This window comes from Nonomuraea sp. SYSU D8015 (assembly GCF_008065375.1).
Lineage (GTDB): Bacteria > Actinomycetota > Actinomycetes > Streptosporangiales > Streptosporangiaceae > Nonomuraea.
This window is the reverse complement of sequence record NZ_VJYI01000013.1, coordinates 106,419-126,764: the sequence shown is the minus strand read 5'-3', so window position 1 is coordinate 126,764 and position 20,346 is coordinate 106,419. Positions and strand designations below refer to the sequence as shown.

19 protein-coding genes and 1 pseudogene are annotated in these 20,346 nt (G+C 68.0%); 13 read left to right on the top strand and 7 right to left on the bottom strand.

Translation table 11 applies throughout. The annotated features are described in order from the left end of the window. The first annotated feature begins 27 nt into the window (after window positions 1–27). From ID574_RS39815 to ID574_RS39805, 3 genes are all read left to right on the top strand, one after another. The gene (locus ID574_RS39815; RefSeq protein WP_188194199.1) at window positions 28–462 is read left to right on the top strand and encodes an SAM-dependent methyltransferase; all 435 of its coding nucleotides are present in this window, start codon (window positions 28–30) and stop codon (window positions 460–462) included. Between the two features lie 715 nt (window positions 463–1,177). Further along, on the top strand, window positions 1,178–2,161 hold the full coding sequence (locus ID574_RS39810) for a hypothetical protein (RefSeq protein ID WP_188194198.1): 984 nt from the start codon (window positions 1,178–1,180) through the stop codon (window positions 2,159–2,161). Then, complete coding sequence (locus tag ID574_RS39805; RefSeq protein ID WP_188194197.1) at window positions 2,161–2,526, top strand: GntR family transcriptional regulator; 366 nt, start codon at window positions 2,161–2,163, stop codon at window positions 2,524–2,526. Before ID574_RS39810 ends, ID574_RS39805 begins: the two co-directional genes overlap by 1 nt. Before the next feature lie 118 nt (window positions 2,527–2,644). Here ID574_RS39805 and ID574_RS39800 read toward each other — a convergent pair whose 3' ends face one another. Both ID574_RS39800 and ID574_RS39795 read right to left on the bottom strand, forming a co-directional pair. After that, window positions 2,645–3,235 carry an RICIN domain-containing protein gene (locus ID574_RS39800; protein ID WP_188194196.1) on the bottom strand — a complete coding sequence of 197 codons (591 nt, stop codon included), beginning with the start codon at window positions 3,233–3,235 and terminating at the stop codon, window positions 2,645–2,647. 309 nt (window positions 3,236–3,544) lie between these two features. Continuing rightward, on the bottom strand, window positions 3,545–4,162 hold the full coding sequence (locus ID574_RS39795; protein ID WP_188194195.1) for a cysteine hydrolase family protein: 618 nt from the start codon (window positions 4,160–4,162) through the stop codon (window positions 3,545–3,547). A 194-nt stretch (window positions 4,163–4,356) separates the two neighbouring features. Here ID574_RS39795 and ID574_RS39790 point away from each other — a divergent pair. Beyond that, window positions 4,357–4,491: pseudogene (locus tag ID574_RS39790) on the top strand (dihydrofolate reductase family protein); the annotation flags it as partial. Window positions 4,492–4,578: 87 nt separating this feature from the next. On the opposite strand, the gene ID574_RS39785 reads toward ID574_RS39790, so the two are convergent. Both ID574_RS39785 and ID574_RS39780 read right to left on the bottom strand, forming a co-directional pair. Continuing rightward, window positions 4,579–4,923 (bottom strand): hypothetical protein, encoded by a 345-nt coding sequence (locus ID574_RS39785; protein WP_188194194.1) that lies wholly within the window; start codon window positions 4,921–4,923, stop codon window positions 4,579–4,581. Window positions 4,924–5,802: 879 nt separating this feature from the next. Continuing rightward, complete coding sequence (locus ID574_RS39780; RefSeq protein ID WP_223167560.1) at window positions 5,803–6,351, bottom strand: TetR/AcrR family transcriptional regulator; 549 nt, start codon at window positions 6,349–6,351, stop codon at window positions 5,803–5,805. A 192-nt stretch (window positions 6,352–6,543) separates the two neighbouring features. On the opposite strand from ID574_RS39780, the gene ID574_RS39775 reads away from it, so the two are divergent. Beyond that, complete coding sequence (locus ID574_RS39775) at window positions 6,544–7,674, top strand: MFS transporter (protein WP_223167559.1); 1,131 nt, start codon at window positions 6,544–6,546, stop codon at window positions 7,672–7,674. A gap of 220 nt (window positions 7,675–7,894) precedes the next feature. Then, window positions 7,895–8,776, top strand: a complete 882-nt coding sequence (locus tag ID574_RS39770) for a GNAT family N-acetyltransferase (protein WP_188194191.1) — start codon at window positions 7,895–7,897, stop codon at window positions 8,774–8,776. Here ID574_RS39770 and ID574_RS39765 read toward each other — a convergent pair. Together ID574_RS39765 and ID574_RS39760 are read right to left on the bottom strand one after the other, a co-directional pair. After that, window positions 8,731–9,228: a WD40 repeat domain-containing protein gene (locus ID574_RS39765; protein ID WP_188194190.1), complete on the bottom strand. Its 498-nt coding sequence runs from the start codon at window positions 9,226–9,228 to the stop codon at window positions 8,731–8,733. The genes ID574_RS39770 and ID574_RS39765 overlap by 46 nt on opposite strands. Window positions 9,229–9,457: 229 nt before the next feature. Continuing rightward, a complete protein-coding gene (locus tag ID574_RS39760) occupies window positions 9,458–10,054 on the bottom strand; it encodes a TetR/AcrR family transcriptional regulator (protein WP_188194189.1) in 597 nt (198 codons plus the stop codon). 55 nt (window positions 10,055–10,109) lie between these two features. Between ID574_RS39760 and ID574_RS39755 the strand changes: the two genes are divergently transcribed. The 6 genes from ID574_RS39755 (at window position 10,110) to ID574_RS39730 (ending at window position 16,507) form a co-directional block, all read left to right on the top strand. Beyond that, window positions 10,110–10,907 carry an SDR family NAD(P)-dependent oxidoreductase gene (locus ID574_RS39755; RefSeq protein WP_188194188.1) on the top strand — a complete coding sequence of 266 codons (798 nt, stop codon included), beginning with the start codon at window positions 10,110–10,112 and terminating at the stop codon, window positions 10,905–10,907. 674 nt (window positions 10,908–11,581) lie between these two features. Then, complete coding sequence (locus ID574_RS39750; RefSeq protein WP_188194187.1) at window positions 11,582–11,929, top strand: hypothetical protein; 348 nt, start codon at window positions 11,582–11,584, stop codon at window positions 11,927–11,929. 334 nt (window positions 11,930–12,263) lie between these two features. Then, the gene (locus ID574_RS39745) at window positions 12,264–14,108 is read left to right on the top strand and encodes a WD40 repeat domain-containing protein (protein ID WP_188194186.1); all 1,845 of its coding nucleotides are present in this window, start codon (window positions 12,264–12,266) and stop codon (window positions 14,106–14,108) included. Then, window positions 14,065–14,427: a hypothetical protein gene (locus ID574_RS39740; RefSeq protein ID WP_188194185.1), complete on the top strand. Its 363-nt coding sequence runs from the start codon at window positions 14,065–14,067 to the stop codon at window positions 14,425–14,427. Before ID574_RS39745 ends, ID574_RS39740 begins: the two co-directional genes overlap by 44 nt. 456 nt (window positions 14,428–14,883) lie before the next feature. Continuing rightward, window positions 14,884–15,369: a hypothetical protein gene (locus ID574_RS39735; protein WP_188194184.1), complete on the top strand. Its 486-nt coding sequence runs from the start codon at window positions 14,884–14,886 to the stop codon at window positions 15,367–15,369. A gap of 76 nt (window positions 15,370–15,445) precedes the next feature. Further along, complete coding sequence (locus ID574_RS39730; protein WP_188194183.1) at window positions 15,446–16,507, top strand: hypothetical protein; 1,062 nt, start codon at window positions 15,446–15,448, stop codon at window positions 16,505–16,507. A gap of 155 nt (window positions 16,508–16,662) precedes the next feature. Here ID574_RS39730 and ID574_RS39725 read toward each other — a convergent pair whose 3' ends face one another. Then, complete coding sequence (locus ID574_RS39725) at window positions 16,663–17,508, bottom strand: NAD(P)H-binding protein (protein ID WP_188194182.1); 846 nt, start codon at window positions 17,506–17,508, stop codon at window positions 16,663–16,665. A gap of 821 nt (window positions 17,509–18,329) precedes the next feature. On the opposite strand from ID574_RS39725, the gene ID574_RS39720 reads away from it, so the two are divergent. After that, the gene (locus ID574_RS39720; protein WP_188194181.1) at window positions 18,330–20,318 is read left to right on the top strand and encodes a hypothetical protein; all 1,989 of its coding nucleotides are present in this window, start codon (window positions 18,330–18,332) and stop codon (window positions 20,316–20,318) included. Window positions 20,319–20,346 lie beyond the last annotated feature (28 nt).

Here is a 20,346-nt window from a genome sequence, read left to right as displayed (position 1 = left end):
GGCCGACCGTCACTTAGTCTTGCGATCATGCCGACACGTCTGTCACCCCGCCTGGCCGCGATCGTGAACGCGCTTCCCCTCCAGCCGCACTCGCGTGTCCTCGAAATCGGGTGCGGGCCCGGGGCGGCCGCACGAGCGATCGCATCCCGCCTCACCACCGGCCACATCCTGGCCATCGACAGATCCGCCACCGCCATCGCCCAAGCCGAAGCCGCCGCGAAAGACGAAATCGCGTCCGGCCGCATGAGCGTCCGCCAGGTCGCGGGCGAAGACTTCGTCCTGCAGGCTGACGAAGAGCCGTACGACATCGTGTTCGCCGTTCGTGTTGGAGCCCTCGACGGGCGACATCCCGAGGTCGGTCAGCGGATGCTCCAGCGCATCGCAGCGGCGACAACGGCAGATGCCCGGCTTTTCATCGACGGTGGCGATCCGCTTCGTGAACTCCTCATCCCGCGGGCATGAGCCGACTCGGCTGCTGCATTGAGGCTTCGAACCCCATCGAGGCCGGGAGACCTGCGCGCGGCTGACCCGGATGCCTCAACCGCCCGTAATAGCCGACCGCTCCCCATCTCCGTAGGCATCGGGCACATCGGGATGACCGGCGCCACGGTAGGGGCAGCGGTTGTGGCGCAGGGGCGAGTCCTCGGTCAGGGAGTGGCGACATTTCACGGCCGGAGCGCAGGCCGGTGTAGCCCTCGTGGACGTCCTGGCTGGACAGTGCCATCGTGGGCACCTCCGGCAGGGCGGGGTGTTCGCGCGGCATGGGACGCCCTGATCCAAATCGAAAGCTGGAGCCTGCCTGAGGCTGTGCTGCTCGACGCCCTCGGCACCTTGCACCCGGTCTCCGCGGAGTTCCTGGGGATTTCTGAGCTCGTCCTTCGAGCGGCGAAGAACGAGGAACGGGGGCTGGGGACAGGCGCAGGCACGAGACCCTCGACCTATCCGCAGCAGGGAATTGCCCAGCGTAGTCCGCATGGCCAGTGCGCCGTGGGCATCGGAGGCCCGTTCCAGCGCGTGTATGGCACCGATCAGCGGCCGTGGATGTCCATGCCGTCGACTGGCCTCGAGGCTCGCGGGCGGGGGGCCTGGCGCCGTCGCGTACTGGCCGGGCCCGGCCGAGGCCCTGGACACAACTGTTAGCAGTGTTATAGTCAAAAGCAAACAGTTGGAGGTAGTCGTGGCCCGTTTCGCCGACCCCGCCGCGCCAGGCCGGCTCCGTCGCCTGATCCTGACGGGCCTCCCCCCGTTGCTCGTGCCGATCGTGCCCATGGTCCTGGTGGCCTTGTACGGGGAGCGCCTCCCTGATCGCGCCTACGTCGACATCTGGGCCGTCAACACCGAGTACGCGCCTACCTGGCAAGACTGGCTCTCGAAACTCGGCTTCCCGGTGCTGTTGTTCGAAGTGACGCTCGTCGTCCCGTTCTTGCGCTACTGGCGTCTGCCGCAGGTCCAGCGCGTCGTCGTGAGCTTGAGCTTCATCACCGGCACATCCCTTTCGGTATCTGCCGCGCTATGGGTGACGATGCTGGTCGACGCCCCAGGCCCAATGGCCCGGCCACCCTGGCACCTGCCGGTGGAGATCGCCGCGACCGCTGCGGCGGCCGTGCTCGGCTACCTGGCGGCGGGCCCATTGCCGTCGCCGCCGGAGACGACCGCCGCGCCACCTTCACACGCGCCCGCCATGGCGCTCGGCCCGTCCCAGCGGGTCATGTTCGTGACGTCGGCCTGGTCAGCGCGCAGGCTGATGGTCGCCGCGACGTTGGGCACGGTTACCGTGCTGGCTGCGACCAACGCTTCCGGCGCATGGCAAGGAACGGCGTTGCTGGCACTGTGGACGGTCGTCGAGACGGCGCAGGCACGCACCCGCCTGCAGATCGACAGCTCGGGGATCACGGTGAGCGCGTCTTGGCTGCCCATCCTGCGGCGTACGGTGCCCTTCTCCTCGGTACGATTCGCCGAGGCCAGAAGCGAGGCTCCTCCGGGGCGATACAAGATGGACGACAGTCAGGCGGGGTGGGGCATCGTCAGCGGTAAAGGACCGGTCCTCGCTGTGTCGCTGACCGACGACCGGTGGTTCGTCTATTCCACACGCGAAGCCGAGACAGCTGCCGCACTGGTCAACGGATGGCTGAGCAGGCAACGACAGGGAGAGACGGCGTAGTGCTGATCACAGTTGATCCGGCATCGCCCCAGCCACTCGCCGACCAGGTGGCCGCCTCGGTACGCGCCGCACTGGCCAGTGGCACGGCGGCGCCCGGGGACCGGCTCCCCTCGGCACGCAACGTGGCCGCCACCCTCGGCATCAACCTGCACACCGTTCTGCGGGGTTACCAGCAGCTGCGCGACGAGGGGCTGGTGGAGCTACGCCGCGGCCGAACGGCCGTCATCACCGATGCGGCCGACCAGTTCCGGCTCCGGCTCGCCGCAGCAGCCGAAGAGTTCGCCAGGGCCGCTCTACACGCCGGAGCCTCCGAGGAAGAGGCACTCGCCGCAGTGCGAGAGGCGCTGCTCGCCATGCGAGGCTGATCGAAGGCGGACACTCCATTGGGCCGGACGAGGACGCCGCGCACCGCCGAGTCGCCGACCAGCGCGCGTACGGCCGAGGACAGCCGTACGCGCGCCATGATCCCTATGAGAGCCGCGATCAGGAATCGAAGGACGGCATGTCGAAGCTCTGCGCCGCGGACCCGTTCACCGGCTGCTGGTGCAGCTTGGCGTTCGGCACCGCCGCGCCCTTGACCGTGGCGGCCAGGCCGCTCCAGACGTTGGTCATGCCGTAGCGGACGCCCCCGTGGTGGGGGGTGACCCACTGCTGGCTGAGCGTGCCGTCACACTGGCGCACCTCGATCAGCACGCCGGGGTTCGTGGAGATCCCGTCGGCGATGTCCAGGCAGCCGGCGTTGTGGTTCTCCACGAAGTACGTGTTGACCTTGCCCGGCACGGGCGTGAAGTGCCACAGGACGCCGAAGAACACCGGGTTGGCGCCCGCCGGAAGCTGCGTCAGGCGCACCCCGGCGACGGCGTTGTCCTGCAGCGGAAGCCCGTTGTTCTTGATCCACCACAGGCCTGGATCGGTCGGTGGCAGCGCGGCCCGGCTGACCCCGGACTCGTCGCCCGGATCGGCCGCGGCGGGCCCGGCCATCCCGACGGCCAGCGCGGCGATCAGCGCCAGCAGGCGAAGCGCCCACAGCGCGTACGCGGGCAGGGTGGAGCGCGTCGATGTTGCTGATGACATGGTGAATCCCCTTGAGTGAGTTGGAACCGCCCACGCGGCAGGCGCGGGCCACCGGCACGTGTCGCGGCGGCGGAGGCGGCGTCGCTCAGCGCGTCAGTGCACCAGTCGCCAAAGGTAATCGGCTTCCTCGTACGCAACTGCGTACAAATACGCGGTTCGTATCCCAAACAAGATGAAGAGGGGAAACGTGCGGTGTGCGGCCGCCGTGGCTGGGAGCGTTTGACACGCTATTGGCAAGCCCGCCTCAACAGACAACCCTCGCGCTGCGAGAGTGACGCGTACCAGCCCGGTCACGGCCCGGCACTGCCACTACCAGCGTGGATCCGTCACGTCCGCGGTGGACACCACCCGCGCGAATCGGCCGCCGTGCAGGTTCGTCGCCGTCGCTCTCGTCAGCTCCTCGGCGGTCACCGTCTCGCCGTCGGGGCCGGCCAGGTCGAAGGTGTGCATGGCGTCCAGGACGAACAGCACGTCGTAGCCGAGGTTTCCGCCCATCCGGGCGGTGGTCTCGTTGCACATGTTGGTCTGGATGCCCGCGATCACCAGTTGGCGCGCGCCGCGCTCCCTCAGCCAGGCGTGCAGGTCCGGAGTGCCGTAGAAGGCCGAGTTGACCTGCTTGACAACCAGCAGCGCGGGCTCGACGTCGGCCACCATGTCCTTGAAGGCGTTTCCGGGATCGGCCGGGTGGAGTGGCGATTGCCGTACGGAATCGTGGCGGACCAGCACGATCGGCCGGCCCGTCTCCTCCCATGCCTCGATCAGCGCGCGCATGTTCTTCTCGGCGCCGGGATTGTCACGCCGCCCCCAGAACGCGGCGTCGTCGAATCCCTTCTGGACATCGATCAGCAGGAGCACAGCGTCGTCGCGGACGACCGGTGCCTCGTGCTGCCGGCCGGGCTGTTGGACGGCCGCCCGGCGATCACCCACTGGGCCCTCGCCGACGAACTGGCCCGGCGCTGCCCAGGGGCGTCGGTCGACTCCCGGGCCCTGTTCGTCGGCGCCGATGGCGTATGGACCTCGGCGGGAGTAGCGGCGGGCATCGACCTGTGCCTGCACCTGATCCGCACCGCCCACGGCGCCGAGGCCGCCGCCGAAGAGAGAGCCGGAGAGAGTGGTGCGCGATGAAGCTGGTTGTACAGGAGTTCCTGACGCTCGACGGCGTCTCCCAGGGGCCGGGGTCCCCGGGCGAGGACACCAGCGACGGGTTCACGAGGGACGGCTGGTTCGTGCCGCACCTGGACGAGGAGTTCGACCGGCTCCCGACGTCCGCTCGGGCTTGGCCGGCGAGCGTACGGCGGCACCATCACCGTGGCCTCGATCCGCCTCTGGGGCTCAACCCCTGATCAGCCAGCTTCCAGAGCGTTTGCCTGCTTCGTCAGATCTGCTGCGATGTGGTCCCAGTCCGGGCCGTGCAGCCACAGATTCTCGGCAGCCTGTCGCATCAGCGCCGGCTCGTTCGGCCGCTGCAGGAGCACCAGCCGATAGGCCAGGTTCCGGACCCAGACCGGCAGGTGGCCGTCGACCACGTGGGGGCAGAGCTCGCGCAACATGGCGAGGATCGAATCCGCGTCAGCGAAGGTCAACTCCTCGACGAAGTGGTGCTCCCGGTGTTCAAGGCCGCATTCCGGTGTCGGTTGGTACTCGTCCCCATAGAGACACCGGGCGTGCTCCGCCAGGTTGGTGTGCATGTGCTGGAGCCTACGACGCGGTGATCCGCCGGACAGAACCTGACGGGACTCCTGTCCCGCCCGCCGACACCCTGCCAAGCAGGCAGCGGCCTATCGCAGGAGCGGAAATCGGCGTTTGATGTTCCGGTAGGTGGTTTGCAGAAAGTCACCGCTTCTGCCCCAAGATGTGAGGTCGAGAACGGTGAGGGTGCGAGTGACGTCGCGGGAGATGTGGCGGATGGCTTGAGCGATGTTGCCGGCGCCGGTCAGGCGTAGGGCTCCGAGAGCGAGATTCCGCAGGCTGGCCATGGTGGTGGGGCGTTGCCGGTACGGACCTGGCGTGGTCTTCGGCATAGGTGACGTCGCGGACGTAGTACAGCCGGTTCTCGATGCTCCAGTGGCCGCGGATCCAGGCGGCCAGGTCGGCGGGGAGGGGCCTGCCAGACGGGCAGATCGATGATCGCGTAGACGGTCACGGTCCGCCAGCTGCCCGCGCTGCCCTCTCTGACCTGGCGTTTGATCTGCATCGCCTGGACGGCGTGAGGGAACGGCAGCCTGGAGGTGACGGTGACGACCTTGAGGGCGCCGGAGTTCCTCACGCCCATGCCCGCGGTGCCTCATGCAGTCGTCCTCCGGTCTTGGCCGGCACTGGGTTAGGTTCGTCGGGTGAGGACCTATGAGGATCTGCCAGCGGAGCTGGTGACCGAGCGGCTGCGGTTGCGGCGGTGGGTGCCGTCGGATGCCGAGGAGTACCGCGGGTTATGGCTTGAGCGGGATCCACGAGTGCCGCCGGTACGGCGGATCGACGCCGAGGGACGCCCGACGGTCGAGGACATCCACGGCTGGCTCCTCGTACCCGTCAACCGTGACGAGCGGGCCGCCCAGATCCGGCAACGCCAGTCAGGCCGCAGGTCCCGCGAGCATTTTGATCGTGAAGTCGATAGCGGTGGCCAGCCGTTGGGCATCGTGTCCGGCGCGTTCGCGCACGCGCAGCCCAAGCACCGTCGTGAACAGCGACTCCACTGCAGCCTCGACGTCCAATGTGGTAGGCAGGTCGCCGTCGCGAATGCCGCGGCGTAGGAGCGACGCGAGGGTCTTCCGGGTGCCTTCGAACGCAGCCTCGGTCCTTTGCCGGACTGCGGGGTCGGTGGCGCCGAGCTCGGTGGCCGTGTTGACCACGAAGCAGCCGCGGCCGGCCTCGTGGTTGACCATCCAGATCAGCCACTCCCGCAAGGTCTGGAGGCTGGAGCCGGAGACGCTCAGTCGCTCTTCGGCTTGAGCGGACTCGGTAGCCCGATAGTGGTCCAGTGCCCGCAGGAACAGGGTGCGCTTGTCGCTGAAGGTCCGATACAGGCTGCTCTGCTTGAGGTTGAGCTCGGCGCCCAGGTCACGGACGGACGTGGCGTTGTAGCCGCGGCACCAGAACAGGTGGGTCGCCTTGGCGATCACGTCCTGCTCATCGAACTCCCTAGGGCGTGCCATAGCCCCACCCTACCAAAGTTGTGGAGCGATCGCTCCCGTATTAGGGTGTGCCGTCATATGGGAGCGATTGCTCCCGAATTGGAGAGGGGATTCAACATGACAGCAACACACCCAACCCTGAGCGAGCGAGACACATCGCCGAAAAGTCATTGGATCGCGGTGTCCGCCGTAGCCTTCGGCACATTTCTCCTGGTCACGGCAGAGCAGCTCCCCATCGGACTGCTCACCCCCGTCGGATCGGCACTGTCGGTGTCGGAGGGCGCAGCGGGGTTGATGGTCACGGTCCCCAGCATCGTCGCTGCCGTCGCGGCGCCAATGGTCCCACTGCTCGTCGGCAGGATGGACCGCAGGCTCTTGCTCGTCGCCCTGATGGGACTCATGACGCTCGCCAACCTGGCATCCGCCCTGGCCCCCACCTACCCGTTCCTGATCGCTGCACGCGTGCTGGTCGGGGTGGCCATCGGCGGGTTCTGGGCCATCGCCGGAGCCTTGGCCGTCCGGCTCGTCCCAGCCTCACACGTGCCGCGGGCCACCGCGATCATCTTCGGCGGCGTCGGGGCCGCGAACGTCTTCGGCGTCCCCATCGGCACGGTGATCGGCGGGCTGGCGAACTGGCGGATCGCGTTCGGCGCGCTGAGCGCCCTCGCGCTTGCCGTGCTGGTCACCTTGCTGGCCGTGCTGCCGCCGTTGACCGCTGCTCAGCCCGTCGGCCTGCGGCGGCTGGCCGGCCAGTTCCGCGACCAGGGCGTCCGGGTCGGCATCCTGGCCACCTTCCTGATCGTGACCGGCCACTTCTCGGCCTACACGTTCATCAGCCCTGTGCTGCGGGATCTGTCTGGCATCGACGAGCGACTCGTCGGGCCGCTGCTGTTCGGATTCGGCGTGGCGGGCATCGTGGGAAACTTCATCGCGGGTGCCGCCGTAGCCAAGAGGCTCCATCGCACCGTCCTGTCCATCGCCGCCGCCTTGGGGGTGACCGTGCTGCTCTACCCCGTGGCGGGACTTACCAGCGCGGGCGGGGTGACGCTGCTCGTGGCCTGGGGCCTGGTGTACGGCGGGGTCTCCACGAGCCTCCAGACATGGATGATCAAGGCCGCGCCACAAGCGGTCGAGGAAGCCTCCGCTCTGTGGGTGGCGGTGTTCAACCTCTCGATCGGTCTCGGCGCGCTGGCCGGCGGCGCAGTCGTCGATGCCCTGCCACTCCAGGGCATCCTATGGCTCGCCGGGGGTCTCGTCTTGGCTGGTGGGCTGGTCGTGTGGAGTACACGCCGAAACGAGAGCCTGCGATGACCTCAGGTGCTCTCTGATCGCCTGGGTGCTGGGCTTGGTTGCATCCCACCGTCGCGCTGTGCCGGGACCGAGCTGGTGGGCGATGCGGCGGGACCGCTATAGTCTTGATCGCGTCCGATGTCGAGGCCGTTCTTGAAGGAGGTGTGCAGCAGATGCGCAGGACCGTTCAGCAGCGATGCCGCAGCTCTGCTTTCATCAACCTCCTCAAACCGGAGACATCGTGTCGATTCGCATCACCCCTTTGATTGACCCTCAACTCATGTCGTCCAGTCGGCGCCTCGCGTGGCTGGCCACCCTGCCTGCCGGCGTTCCCGTCGGATCAGCGTTCCTTCGCCTGTTCATCAGGGCGGGCCAGGATCATCTGGCCGAACTTGATCTCCAGGTCCACCCGGCCGAGCAGCGTGGCGGCGTCGGTTCTCTGCTGCTGACCACTGCGCTGGCCGCAGCCCGCGAAGAGGATCGGCGCTGCGTCATCGCCCAGGTAGAGCCCGGTTCGTCGGGAGAGGCCTTCCTGTCGGCGCGGGGCTTTCGCAAGGTTTTGACCTTGACCTATGCACGGCTGCCGCTGGCCCAGGCCAACCTCGCTGCCCTCAGGGAGATCGTACACAGCCCACATCCCGGCTACCGGCTGGTCGCATGGAACGGGGTCGTGCCCGATGAGCTGGCCGAGACGTTCGCCGCGTCCCGCCACGCCTTGGACGACATGCCGATGGACGATACCGACTACGGCACCGTGAGTTGGGACGTCCAGCGCGTACGGGACGCGGCGCAGGCAATCGAGAACCGGGGCGACGTGCTCCATACCGTCGCCGCCATCGCCGAATCTGATGATTCCATCGCCGGATTCACCGAGCTGGTCGTCCCGGGAGACGGCAAGGGCGACGCCCAGCACTACGCCACCGGCGTGCTCCCCGAACATCGCGGGCACGGCCTGGCCCGCTGGATGAAAGCCGAGGCCATCCGGCAGGCGCGCGAACGCTACCCGGACCTCGATGGCCTGCTGACCGACACCGCCGACAGCAACCGCCACATGCGTGTCATCAATGACGCGCTCGGCTACCTGCCGACCCACCAGAGGGTGACACTACAGCTCGACCTGTAGCAGCAAGCCTGCCAGTCGAGGGCTTTCGCCATCGGTTGTGGTGAAGAGGGCGCGCTGGCTTGCGACAATCGATGGTGTGAGCCAGCGCGCGGCGGTCCGGCCACCGCCAGAGTCTCAGCCCCCGAGCTGAAGGCCAGGGCCGTGACGGGATGAACGATGGTTTCGACGTGTTGTCGCCGTTGCGACCACAACCAAATCTGCCGTTCCTTGGCGACCGCGACCGCGACGGACTGACCGTCGGCGCCGACCGCGATGCCGGTGATGGCACCCGGGCCGGTGTCCAGGTCGTGCACCAGACGCCGGGTGGGCATATGCCAGAGCTGGACCCGGTGGGCATTGTCGTAGGTGGCCACGAACGTCCCATCCGGGGTGGCCGCCTGGTCCAGCCTCATGGCAGAGCCGGGGCGCGCGGGCAGGCGGCCGCCCAGCAGGTGGTTCTGCGCACTGAGCACGGCACTGCGCGATCTCAGACCGGGGGCGAGCCGCGAGGCTTCGGCCGCCAGCAGGTCGGCCGTCTCGATCCTGCCCTGCGTGCGAGCCTCGGCGGCGGCGTCGGGAACCTGTCCGTAGCTGTGACTTGCAACGTAGCTTGACCAGGAACCTGCAACATTATTTGGCCGTACACGTCACGGACAGTGATGTTCAACTGAAGGCCGCGGGCAGGTGTGGATCGTCTTCATGTCAGCACTCCCGCATCGCGGCGCGGGTCTGCGCAGTGGACATGGGCGGCACCGGTAGGGGCCGGGCGGCGGCGAGGCGCAGGCCGTCCAGGGCGAGGGCGAGGTGCCGCCGCCAGGCTCCCGGCGCCACTTTGGACGTGGCCCTGACGGTCGCCGCCACACCCCAGACCACGAACGCCATGTCGGCGAGTGTGACGTCGCCCCGCAAGTCCCCGGATCGCTGGGCGCGTTCGAGGATCTCTCCCATCAGGCCGAATCCGCGGTCCCCGTCCACCGCCACCGTCCGCGCGGCGAGGTCGTTGTAGCCGAGGTCAGCCGCCTGCAGTTCGCACACGCCGGTCAGGAACGCGACGAACCCCTCCCAGGCGTCGTCCATCGCCAGCGCCCGCTCGGCCAGCTCGGTCACGGTCGCCGCACGATCCGCGAACACTGCCTCCACCAGGGCGTCGCGTGTGGGGAAGCGGTTGTAGAGCGTCCCGATGCTGACGCCGGCCGAGCGTGCGATCTCCTCAAGCGGTACGTCGAGCCCCCGGTCCGCGAACAGCTCCCGGGCCGCTCGCAGGAGGCGCTCGCGGTTGTGTACGGCGTCCTTGCGCATGCCCGGAATCCTAGCTAACTTGAGGCTCATCTCAAGTTGAGGAGGACCTCAAGTTATGGCCCGCACTATCGTGATCACTGGCGGCACAAACGGCATTGGCAAAGCCCTCGCCCGCCACTACACCGAGCTCGGCGATCAGGTCGTGGCCGTGGGCAGCAGCGAAGAGGGCGGACGACGCCTGCGCGAGGAGGTGCCGAACGCCCAATTCGTCAGAGCTGACCTCAGCTCCCTGCGCCAGACCCGCGACCTGATAGAACGACTCAGCACCGAGCACCCCGTGATCGACGCGTTGGTGCTCGCCGCGTTCCGGTTCAACGCGGTACGAGTGGAGACCGATGAGGGTTTCGAGCACACCTTCGCCCTCTATGTGATCAACCGCTGGCTCATGGCCGAAGGACTGCGTGACCCGTTGGAGAATGCACCGGTACCGGTGATCATCAACCTGTGCGGCGCCGGTCAAGGCGGCAAGATCCACTGGGACGACCTCCAGCTGAAGGACAAGTACCGGGGGTTGGCCGCAACCATGCAGGGAGCCGCGGCCAGCGAACTGCTGGGGACGGCCTACTTCTCTGAGCGGACGAAGTACGTGCTGTACAACCCGGTGTTCGTGGCGACCGGCTTGCACGAGCCCTTCAAGCAGCCGCTGCGCGGCCTCGTACAGGTGGCATCGGCGGTATTCGCCCAACCGGTGGCCAAAGCCGTGCCGCCGCTAGCCGCACTCATCGACCATCCGCCGGCCAAGCCACTCACGACCTGGAAGAAGGGCAAGCCGATCGATCTTGCCGTGGACCGGAACGAGGCGCGGCGTTTCGAGGAGACCATCCGCGCTGTGACCCAGTCCGCCCTCTCATAAGCTTGTTCTTTATCCTCCGGATTGTTGTAGGGCTGCGAGGGTGCGGCTGCGTTTGACGGTCTTGCCGCCGTCGTAGCGCGGGGTGCGGGTCGGCGATTGGGGATCCCGGGTGGACGTCCTGGGCCGGGCCGAGAGGGTTTGGGTGCACCGGCTGGCTGAGCGAGTGCGGGACGCAGGTTCCGAAACCCGCGCCGGACCCGGGCGGGAGTGAGCTGGCCCCGCGCGGCCGCTTTCTCCCATGGGTAACGCAGGTCCTCGGTCAGCGGGCGAGTCAGGCGCAGCTGGGTGTGAACGATGATGAGCAGCCAGGTCCAGCGGTCGGCGCAAGGTGGCCGACGTCAGGTTCATCGAGTTCAGTGTGACGTCCTCGCCAGAGAGCCCACCGACGCGCCTCAAAGTCATTTGGCGAGGTTAGGTGCGTCCATAGCGCCCGCGATCGCGAGGAATCGGCGCGTGTCGATCGACTGATGCCCCAAGATCGGATGGATGATGTGGGGCGGCCATCCCAAGATCGCCTCGGTCGTAAAGATTCTTCGGAAGTCATGATTCACGCCGTTCGGCTCGCTCGCGCTGGCCGCGCTTGTCGGCCACCCGTGACACACAGTAGGTGACCAGGGGCTCGGTCGAAGCGTTTGGGCAGGATGACCCCCATTTCCGGACCTGCGGTGGATGGCATGATGGAGCGCGACGATACGGCCCAGGGAGTGGAACGCGTAACAGTGGATCTTTCCGTGGTTGAGGATTTCTGCGCCACGTTCACAACCCACGACGACGTTGAGACTGTCGCGTCGCTGATCGGCGGAGTCCCGCTGACGGTGGACTACCGTTCCCCAGAGGCTCTCAGCCCCAGCACTGCCACCATTCTCCGCTGGGGCGACGGGATCCTGATCGCACATCCCTACTATGGCGACGAATGTGCCCGCCAAGAGGTCATGAGCGCCCTGTCGGTACCGAGATGCGCGCGGCCGTACTCCACCTGGCGTTCGCCGGCCTGGATGCCGACGAAGCTCTTTCCGGGGTGATCGAGCACAACCACGCCTCCCTGGCCATCTCGCGCAAACTCGGCTATCACCCCGACGGCCACCGACGTCAGGCATTGGATGGGAAGATAGTGGTAGAGCATCGGCTCTGCCTGACGCGGGCGGCGTGGGAGCGGCGCCGCACCGTCCCCGTCAGCATCGAAGGCTTGCACCCTGCTTGCCCCTTCTGGGTATCGATGCGTCAACGTGTCGCTGAACGAAGGCAAACAGGGTTGGCATGCAGCCTTTACAGGCTGCTGGAGGAGCTCGGTCATTAAGTAGTGGTGCAGTAGCCTGCCACCGTCCACCACTACGGTGTCCGCACACGGAGGCGGCGATGATGGCCTGGATCGGGCGCTGGGCGGCGGCGCTGCTGTGCGCGTCCCTCCTGGGCTGCACCGTCGCACCGGAGAGTACGTCCCCCTCGCCGCCGAAGCCGGCGGCGACTGAAGGGCGAGCGGCGGCCGGGCCTCTGCCCGCATGGGCGATCCCGAGTGCATGCCGCACCCCGACACCCACGGCCCCACCCGCCAACCCCTCGGCCTCGTACGCCCTGGACAGCGGCGGGCACACCAATGTCAGAACGGTCGACTTCGGCCGCATGAACGGCCGCCCGCTCGTAGTCTCCGCAGGCGGCGAGGGCACGGTCCGGTTCTGGCGGGTGCCAGGGTTCAAGGCCGCCGCGAAACCGCTGGCCGGCACCGCCGCCACCTACGTAGACCTCGGCGGGCGTCCCGGCGTGCTGACCACAGGAGACTACGGCGGGCGGCTGTGGGACCTCGCATCGCGCAGGATCCTGCTGCGCTTCCCGAAGGATTCGAAGTACGCCCTGGGCGACTACGGTGGCGTCCGCGCCCTGTTCATCAGCGACGGCAAGAAGGTTCGCATCTGGAATCCGCGCACGCGAGCGCTGATGGGCACGCTCGTCACCGGTGGCGCACAAGCCATGGCCGTCGGACTGCTGGACGGCAGGCCCGTGCTGGTCGCGTACGGAGGCGAGGAAGAGCCCTTCCGAATCTGGGACCTGACGACCCGTCGCAAGGTCGGCCGCGAGTTCTTCATCGGCGATGAGTACGCCACTCCCGACTGGATGCGCATCGCGGACATCGGCGGCACACCGGTCCTCCTCGTTCAGACGTACTTGGGGATCCTGCAGTGGAATCTCGTCACCCAGGAGCCCCGCTCCGTCGAGATCTCGCGGAACCTGGGGCACGAGTCCTACCCGTTCGCCTCATCAGCTCTCACCCGATCCGGCGGTAGAACCGTGTTGGCCACCGGCGAGCAGAACCAGGACTCCAACTCGCTCACCAAGGCGGTCCCCAGCGCAGTGATCCTTTGGGACCCTCGCACCGGCCGCATGCTCACGAGGCTGGACGGCCACGGAGGCACGGTGACCGCGCTGGCCGCCGGAGAGCTGGACGGTGAGCCCGTTCTGCTCAGCGGTAGCGAGGACAACACGGTCAGGTTGTGGAGCCTGCGTACCCGCAAGCAGATCGGCCCCTCTTCCCCCTCCGGACCCGTCGACGGCGTGGCGAGCGCCGCCCTCACCGAGGTGCACGGCAAGCCGGTGGCCGTGACCGCCGAGGAGGACGGCACGCTGCGAACCTGGGACGCCACCGGCCGCCCCATCAGCGGTCCGATGCGCACGGGGTCGAGCGGCGGTCAGGGGGGATCCGGGTTCGTGGCGGTGACGGAGGCCGACGGCACTCCGGTCGCGGTGGTGGCCGATCGGCCGGATCGGATGACGATCTGGAACGTGAAGACCTCCACGGAGCTCGCCCGCATCACCCTCCCCCGGGGGACCGGGCGAGGAGACCGGGGTCGGGCCGCCTGTCCCGGTACGGCGGGACGGCCGGTCATTGATCGCGGCCACCAAGCTCTCGGGTGGCCGCCTCCTCGTCCACACCTGGGATCTCGCCACCCGCCAGCTGGTCGACACCCTGGACTTCGGCTCCAGGCCGCCGTCTTCGCAGGTGGCGACGTCCCTGTCGGCGATCGACGGCCAGGCCGTCGCAACCGTGGCCGCCCCATCGGGAAACGTGCAGATATGGGATGTCGCCACCAAGCGGCGGCTGTCCGCCTTCACGGTCGCACCACTGCCTGGAGAGCAGGCCGGCGACGGCTTCCACGTGGGGGAGATGGGTCTGTTCGGCTGCGCGCCCGCCCTGTTCACCACCCGTGAGGACAGCGCCAAGGTACGGGTCCTGAGCCCGCTCACCGGCCGAGACCTCGTGCCTCCCATCGACCTCGGCAGCGCGAGCGACGTCTCGTACACCGCGTGGATCACTAGATCGGTGGCCACAGTGGACGGCAGGACCTTCGCTTTCGTGTCGCTGCAGCTGGACGATTCCGGGCACGCGCGCCTGTGGGACCTGAGCGCGCGGACGCCGCTCTCCGAGCCTGTTGAGGAGGTGTACTCGCAGGCGTTCACGGCCGGCGACGGCTACATCCTCACCCCGGGCCCCGAGGAACGGATCCTGCTGTGGCGGCTCAGCCGCTGACCGGTCGCATGTCGAGGAAATCAGCCGGGAGCAGGAGGGAGGTCCGCGCCGACATCCCTGAGGCGTTCCTCAAGCTCGGCTGCGCATGTCGGCCCTACCGACCGGTGCGCAACGGCTTGAACCGTGCCCGGTTTCGGAGATCTGGCGAAGTGGGACAGCGGTGCGGTGATCCACGTACGCTCGCCTTAGCGAATCGTGCGGGGGCGCCGAGACGCCAATCGGAGGCTTGATCACGCATGCCGAATACCCCGTGTACCAGGTGATCGATGTCGACGTCCGGCAGGTGTGGGGGAAGCTGGAGGATCCACCGCCTGACGTGTGAGAATGCCGCTTCACCTCTCGGCGTGACCGGAATACGGCGAGAGTTTACGCGTATCTACGGCGTTCGATTGACGACGATCCGATATCGAGCAACTTGAATTGACCCTCCTGGACCCCGGTAGTCAAGGAGGAGAAATGAAACCGACGAGGATTCTGGCCGTGGCGGCCGTGTTCGGGTCGATGCTGACGGCGGGACCGGCGGCGGCCATGGACATGGACGCGGCTCCCATCTCCTCGACCGGGGCCGCCGCGTCGGCTTTCGGCCGAACGGCCGCCGTCGTGTCCGGCAAGTGCGACAGGGGATCGAACTCCGCATCCCTCAACGCCTACTACTACACCTCAGGCCAATACGACATCTTCAACAGGTTCAATTGGTACCTGAGCGGTCCCGGCCTCCGGAACGAGAGCAACGTCTGGTTCTATGTCAAAAGGCACATGAACAACCTGCCCGACATCATCGTCGACCGCTCTACGTCGGAAAACAACGTCAAGCCAGGCAGTGGCGGAGTCTCGAAGAGGGTCTCGGTCAAGCGAAGCTGGCGTGTGTGGGTGGAGTTCACGGTCATCTTCGACCGTAGTGGGCCCGACCCCTCATGCCACGGCAAGACCAGAAGGATCTGACCCGATCGGTAAGGACACACGTGGAACGACGGGCGGCGCACCAAAGGGAAGCGCCGCCCCGACCAGGGGACATTCCATGATCCGCAAAACGTGGCCGGCCGTCATCATGGCCTGCGTCCTGGCGGCCGGAGCGTGTTCGGCGGCCGCCCCCACCGCGCCCGGCGTACGGCCCGGTGTGGCCCTGGCGGCCCTCTCCACCGACGGCGCGGTCCTTCTCGACATGGAATCGGAGTCGTTCCTGGGAATCGCCAGGAACGGCGGGCGGGTGTGGCATGACCGGACCGCATTCCAGCAGGGGTCACACGTCATCTGCTTGACCCGCTGCCCGGAGGCCGTCTTCTCCGGCGGCGAAGCTCTCGACGGCCGTGCCATCGCCTCGTGGAGCCCGATACCCAGCGGCCAGGCCGCATTCATGAACTCCCGGCACCCGGTCCTCAAAGTGCTCTCCGCCCGGTCCGCGTCCGACGCCGTCATCGCCGAAGGTCCGGTATCCGGCAAGGGCCGCGTCCGCGTCCTGCGTACGGACGGTTCTTCCCACGACTTCGACGTAGGGGATGCGGCGAGCGCGGTGTGGGGTGAGGATCCGGGACGCGCCACCGCGCTTCTGGTGATGGGCGGCGATGGAGACGCGCTCTGGTTCGCGCGTGACCGTCACGGGTGGCGCCCGCTGCCTGGCCGGTTGCCCGCCAACCAGGCATGGGGCGCGTGTACGGCAAGCCGCGGAGAACTCGCCGTCCTCGTCGGCCCTGAACCGGTGCTGATCCTGGAACGCACCCGGCGGCTGCCCATCCGCACCGATCTTGAGTTCGTCGGCGAGTGCGCCGCCGGCCGGTCCGGCCTGGTGGTCCTGGGCCGATGGAAGGACACACAGGGCAGGCCGCACACGGCGGTCCGCGGGGTGGACCGTGCCGGGGTGCAGACGTGGGCCCGTGACTTCGCAACCGAGGTCCAGGTCCGAGCCGCACCATCGGGTGAGCGATTCATCCTGGTGCACGGCGGCAGGGCGGAACTGGTCGACAACAGCGGGCGGACGACCGCGACCTATGAGGGAGCCATGTCCGCCGGCTTCACGGCGACGGGGGAACTCGTCCTGGTGCGGGACGGCCATCAGGTCGAGTGGTTGACGCCACCGCCTTGACAAGACCCGGCTCCGATTCCGCCTCCCAATCGCTCAGGTCGACGGATTCCGCGCGCCAGGAGAACAGTGGTGGCACCGGCCGGGTGTCTATCGGCGGTGGCGATCCTCGGCCGATGTTCCGGCGGGCGCCGTTGACCGAGACGGTCACGGCGGCCTCACCGGAAGTCGTCGGCGTGGTCGACGGCCCACTGAGCGAAGGTCCGTCCACGGCGGCCGGTCACCCTCTCCACGTCCGGCGATACCGGCACCTCGGCGTCATTCAGGTAATCGCCCAATTGCAGGAACCAGTCGATCACCTCGGGCGGGTAGGTGTCCTTCCACTCCTCGCGGGCCTGATCGGGGGTCAGTTCGACGAAGTGCACCTCCCGGCCGATCGCCTCGCCGATGAGTCGTACCGCGTCCGCCCGTCGTACGGGCTCGGGCCCGGTGGGCCAGTAGGTGTGGCCGGCGTGGCCCTCCTCCAGGAGCGCGCTCTTCAGGACCGCGGCGATGTCCGCCTCGTGCACCATGGCGTTGGTCCAGGCGCCGAACGGCGCCCGCACCACGCTCTCGGCTTTGATGGAGGGCGCCCAGTCCAGGGTGTTGGCCATGAACTCGCCCGGGAACACGTGGGTCCATTCCAGGCTGGAGCCCTCGATGACGCGATGCAGTGCGCGGTGGTCGGCTTCCATGGGGTCGTCGTCGGGGGCGCTCGGGTCGTTGTGGCCGAGGTGGGTGAGCCGTCGCACCCCGGCCTGCTCCGCCAGTTCGATGATCTCCGCTCCGGTCGTGAGCGGGCCGTAGCCGTCGATGGCCACCAAATGCATGCGTTCGACCCCGCGCAGAGCAGGGGCGAGGCTTGCGGGGTCGCTGAAGTCGCCTCGGATGAGCTCGACCTCCGGCGGCAGCGCTGCCTTCTCCGGCGTACGGGTCAGCGCCCGCACCTCTTGCCCTGCCTCCAGGAGTTGCCGGACGAGGCTGCGCCCGACGGTCCCTGTCGCTCCCGTGACCAGAATCGGCATCGTCGCTCCTTTGTGATTCCGCGCACGCCAGGGGAGTCCCGTATTTGGGGGGATTGGCGCGGATGAGGTCCTCATTCTTACTATTCGGCTAACTTTCTGGCAAATGCGAACATTGTGTTCACATTCTGCTTTGACCTGGGTAAACGTTGCGATCAACGATGGCTTGAAACGTGGCCTGAAGGTGACGGCAGGGCCTCCGACATGCGCTTTCGAAAAGCGGCGAAGTTTCCCAAGAACTTCCGGACGCCTACCACCATGAAGTCGGCCGGCCGAGGGCCTGTAAGTGTGGCGACAGGACGGCTTCCCCAAGCTGTGCCCCGCGCGGGGGTGCGACAAGAACATGTCCGCAGACTGCTCGGCGGACCTGGATGTAGGGCTGGAGCTCGCCGATGGCCTGAAGCCGACGCTGACGAAGCTGCGAAGCCTGCCCAAGGAGCCTGCGGCGCTCAGGGCACGGTTGCTGGAAAGCTACAACCCTCAGGTGGGCGCCGAGCCGCCCACTGGATTGCGGCGCGGTCGCTTACAGCCTTGCCGGCGGTCCCACGACACCAGCGGTGTCGTGCCCTCGCGTCCCCTTCTGTGCCATGAACTGCGAGTGGCAACGTAGACCTGAACGCCGTCGGCGACGACTGTTCAACTTCCCCTGCACTTTCGAGAGGCGGCAGCGGCGTTTCGGTCAGTTCCAGTAGTCCGGCCGCGGGCGTGATTTTCCATGCCCGTGCCCGCCCAAGGGCTGTTCGGTCCATCATGGGGAGCCACTGGTTGCTGCGGATGCCATGGCCAGCGGGCAGGAAGATCGACCCCAGGGATCACGAGGAATCATGCGCACTTTTTTCGAGCCGGACGAGGACGAGGCATTCGAGGCGGCCAAGGACGTGCTGATCCGCCGCTGCCTCGGCTGGGCCGGTGAGCGCGGGCTGAGGGCCGACGCCACTGTACTGGAGGCCGCCCTGGACGCGCGCCATCGCAGCACTGACGGACGGCTGGCGTTCTGGAACGGCGAACAGGTGGGGCGGTTCCTGGGTGAATGGATTCCCCGGTTCGTCATCGCGCCGCGAGAGATGCTCGAGGCCGCACCGGAAACCCTGCTGACGCTGCTGCGCTACCTCGACGCGACAGGCCTGCGGGATCCGCGCGGCGCCACGCCGGCCGAGCTGGAGACGGCCGTGGCGGAGGCCGCGAACGACTACCCGGCGGTGCTGGACGACCCGCTGCGGCTCGGGCTGGCGAAGTTCTGGGCGCAGGTGGCGCTCGACCACGGGGTCGATCTCACCGATCAGAAGGCCTTGAACAGGTTCCAGCGTGACATCGACGCGGGGCGGGTGGCGTACGATGCCGACCTGCTCGAAAAGATCGCGGAGGCGCGCTTCCTCGACCCCGGGCTCGACGAGGAGCGGGCGTTCCCTCAGCCTCCCGTCACCCTGCCGCCCGCCCCGGAACTGGCCGCCGCGGCGGCGCGGAGCGAGACCGTACGGCGGTTGACGGCTCTGGCCGACTGGGCGGGAAAGGACGGACGGCCGCTCACCACCGCCGGGAACCTTCGCCTGGCCGACGCCCGTGAGCTCGCCGAGCTCCTCGGCACCGGCGAGCAGGACCTCAAGGTCCGCGGCGCCACGGAGCTGCCCAAGCTGAACTTCCTGCTCGAATGGGGAAAGGGCATCCGCATAGTCCGCGTGCACCAGGGCCGTCTCGTCCGCGTGGCCAAGGCCGCGCCACTCCTGCGTGATCCGGAACAGCTGTGGGCGCGGGCCTTCGAGGCTTTCTTCGAGGTCGGCATGGAGCTGGGCCCGCCGGAGAGCTATGCGTCGCTGCTGGCCGAGGAGTTCGACGAGGCCATGCCGGATGTGCTGAACAGCGTGTACGGCCTGCCGGGCCGCGTCCCCGTGGCCCGGCTCCAGGAATCGGTCTGGCTGGCCTGCCAGGAGAAGTTCCAGCTCGACGACGATGATCCCCGGCACGGCCTGTGGCGGCAGGAGGTCGACCGGGACCTGGTAGCGGCGCTGGAGGTGCTGGCCGAGCTGGGCGCCGTGGATCTGGACCACGGCATGGCCGACGAGCTCTACTCCAGCGACCTCGACGACGAAGAGCAGATGTTACCGCCGGCGGCGCGGGAGCGCCTCCGCGCCCGCCTCGCCGAGCCGGGCCTGCTCGTCAGCCTGACACCGCTGGGCGTGCGAGCCATGCGGGAGCGGATGCTCGCGGAGGGCCGGGACGCACCGCTCGTCGGCGAGCTGGCGCAGGCCGCACCGGGCGAGCTGCTCGGCGTGCTCGCGCAGCACTACCCGCCGGACATGGCCGCGATGGAGCTGGACGGTTGGCTGGCGGCACACGGCGGCGACGTCGAGCCGCTGCTGGACGCCATCCGCGTCTGCCCGTTCCGTTCGCACGCCGCCGCCATGCTCGACGTCCTGGCGGAGGCGCTGCCCGACGGTCAGTCGCTCCTCAGGCGGCTGCACGGGGATCGGGCGCTGGGACCCATCGCCGTGACGGCTCTCCTCGAGGAGGACGCGCTGCGTCCCGACGACCTCACGTCGGACGAGTACCTGCTGCTGATGGCGGAAGGACTGCTCACGCTGCTGGAGCTGGGCGGACCTGACGAGGTCATGGATCAGGTCACCGAGATCGCGGGACGTGAGGCGCCGGAGATCATCGACACGGTCGTGCGCTCCGGCCATCCCGCCGAGGTCGGCATGGACGAATTGCGCAGGCTGGTGGCCGAGCCGCTGCGCGCCCGCACCCGCCGGCTGCGCTTCGTGGAGGGGCCTCGCCCGGGCGCTCGGGGCCGCCATGGGAGGAGACGCAAGCGCTGAGCGTCGCGCATGGCCGTGTTGACCGGCC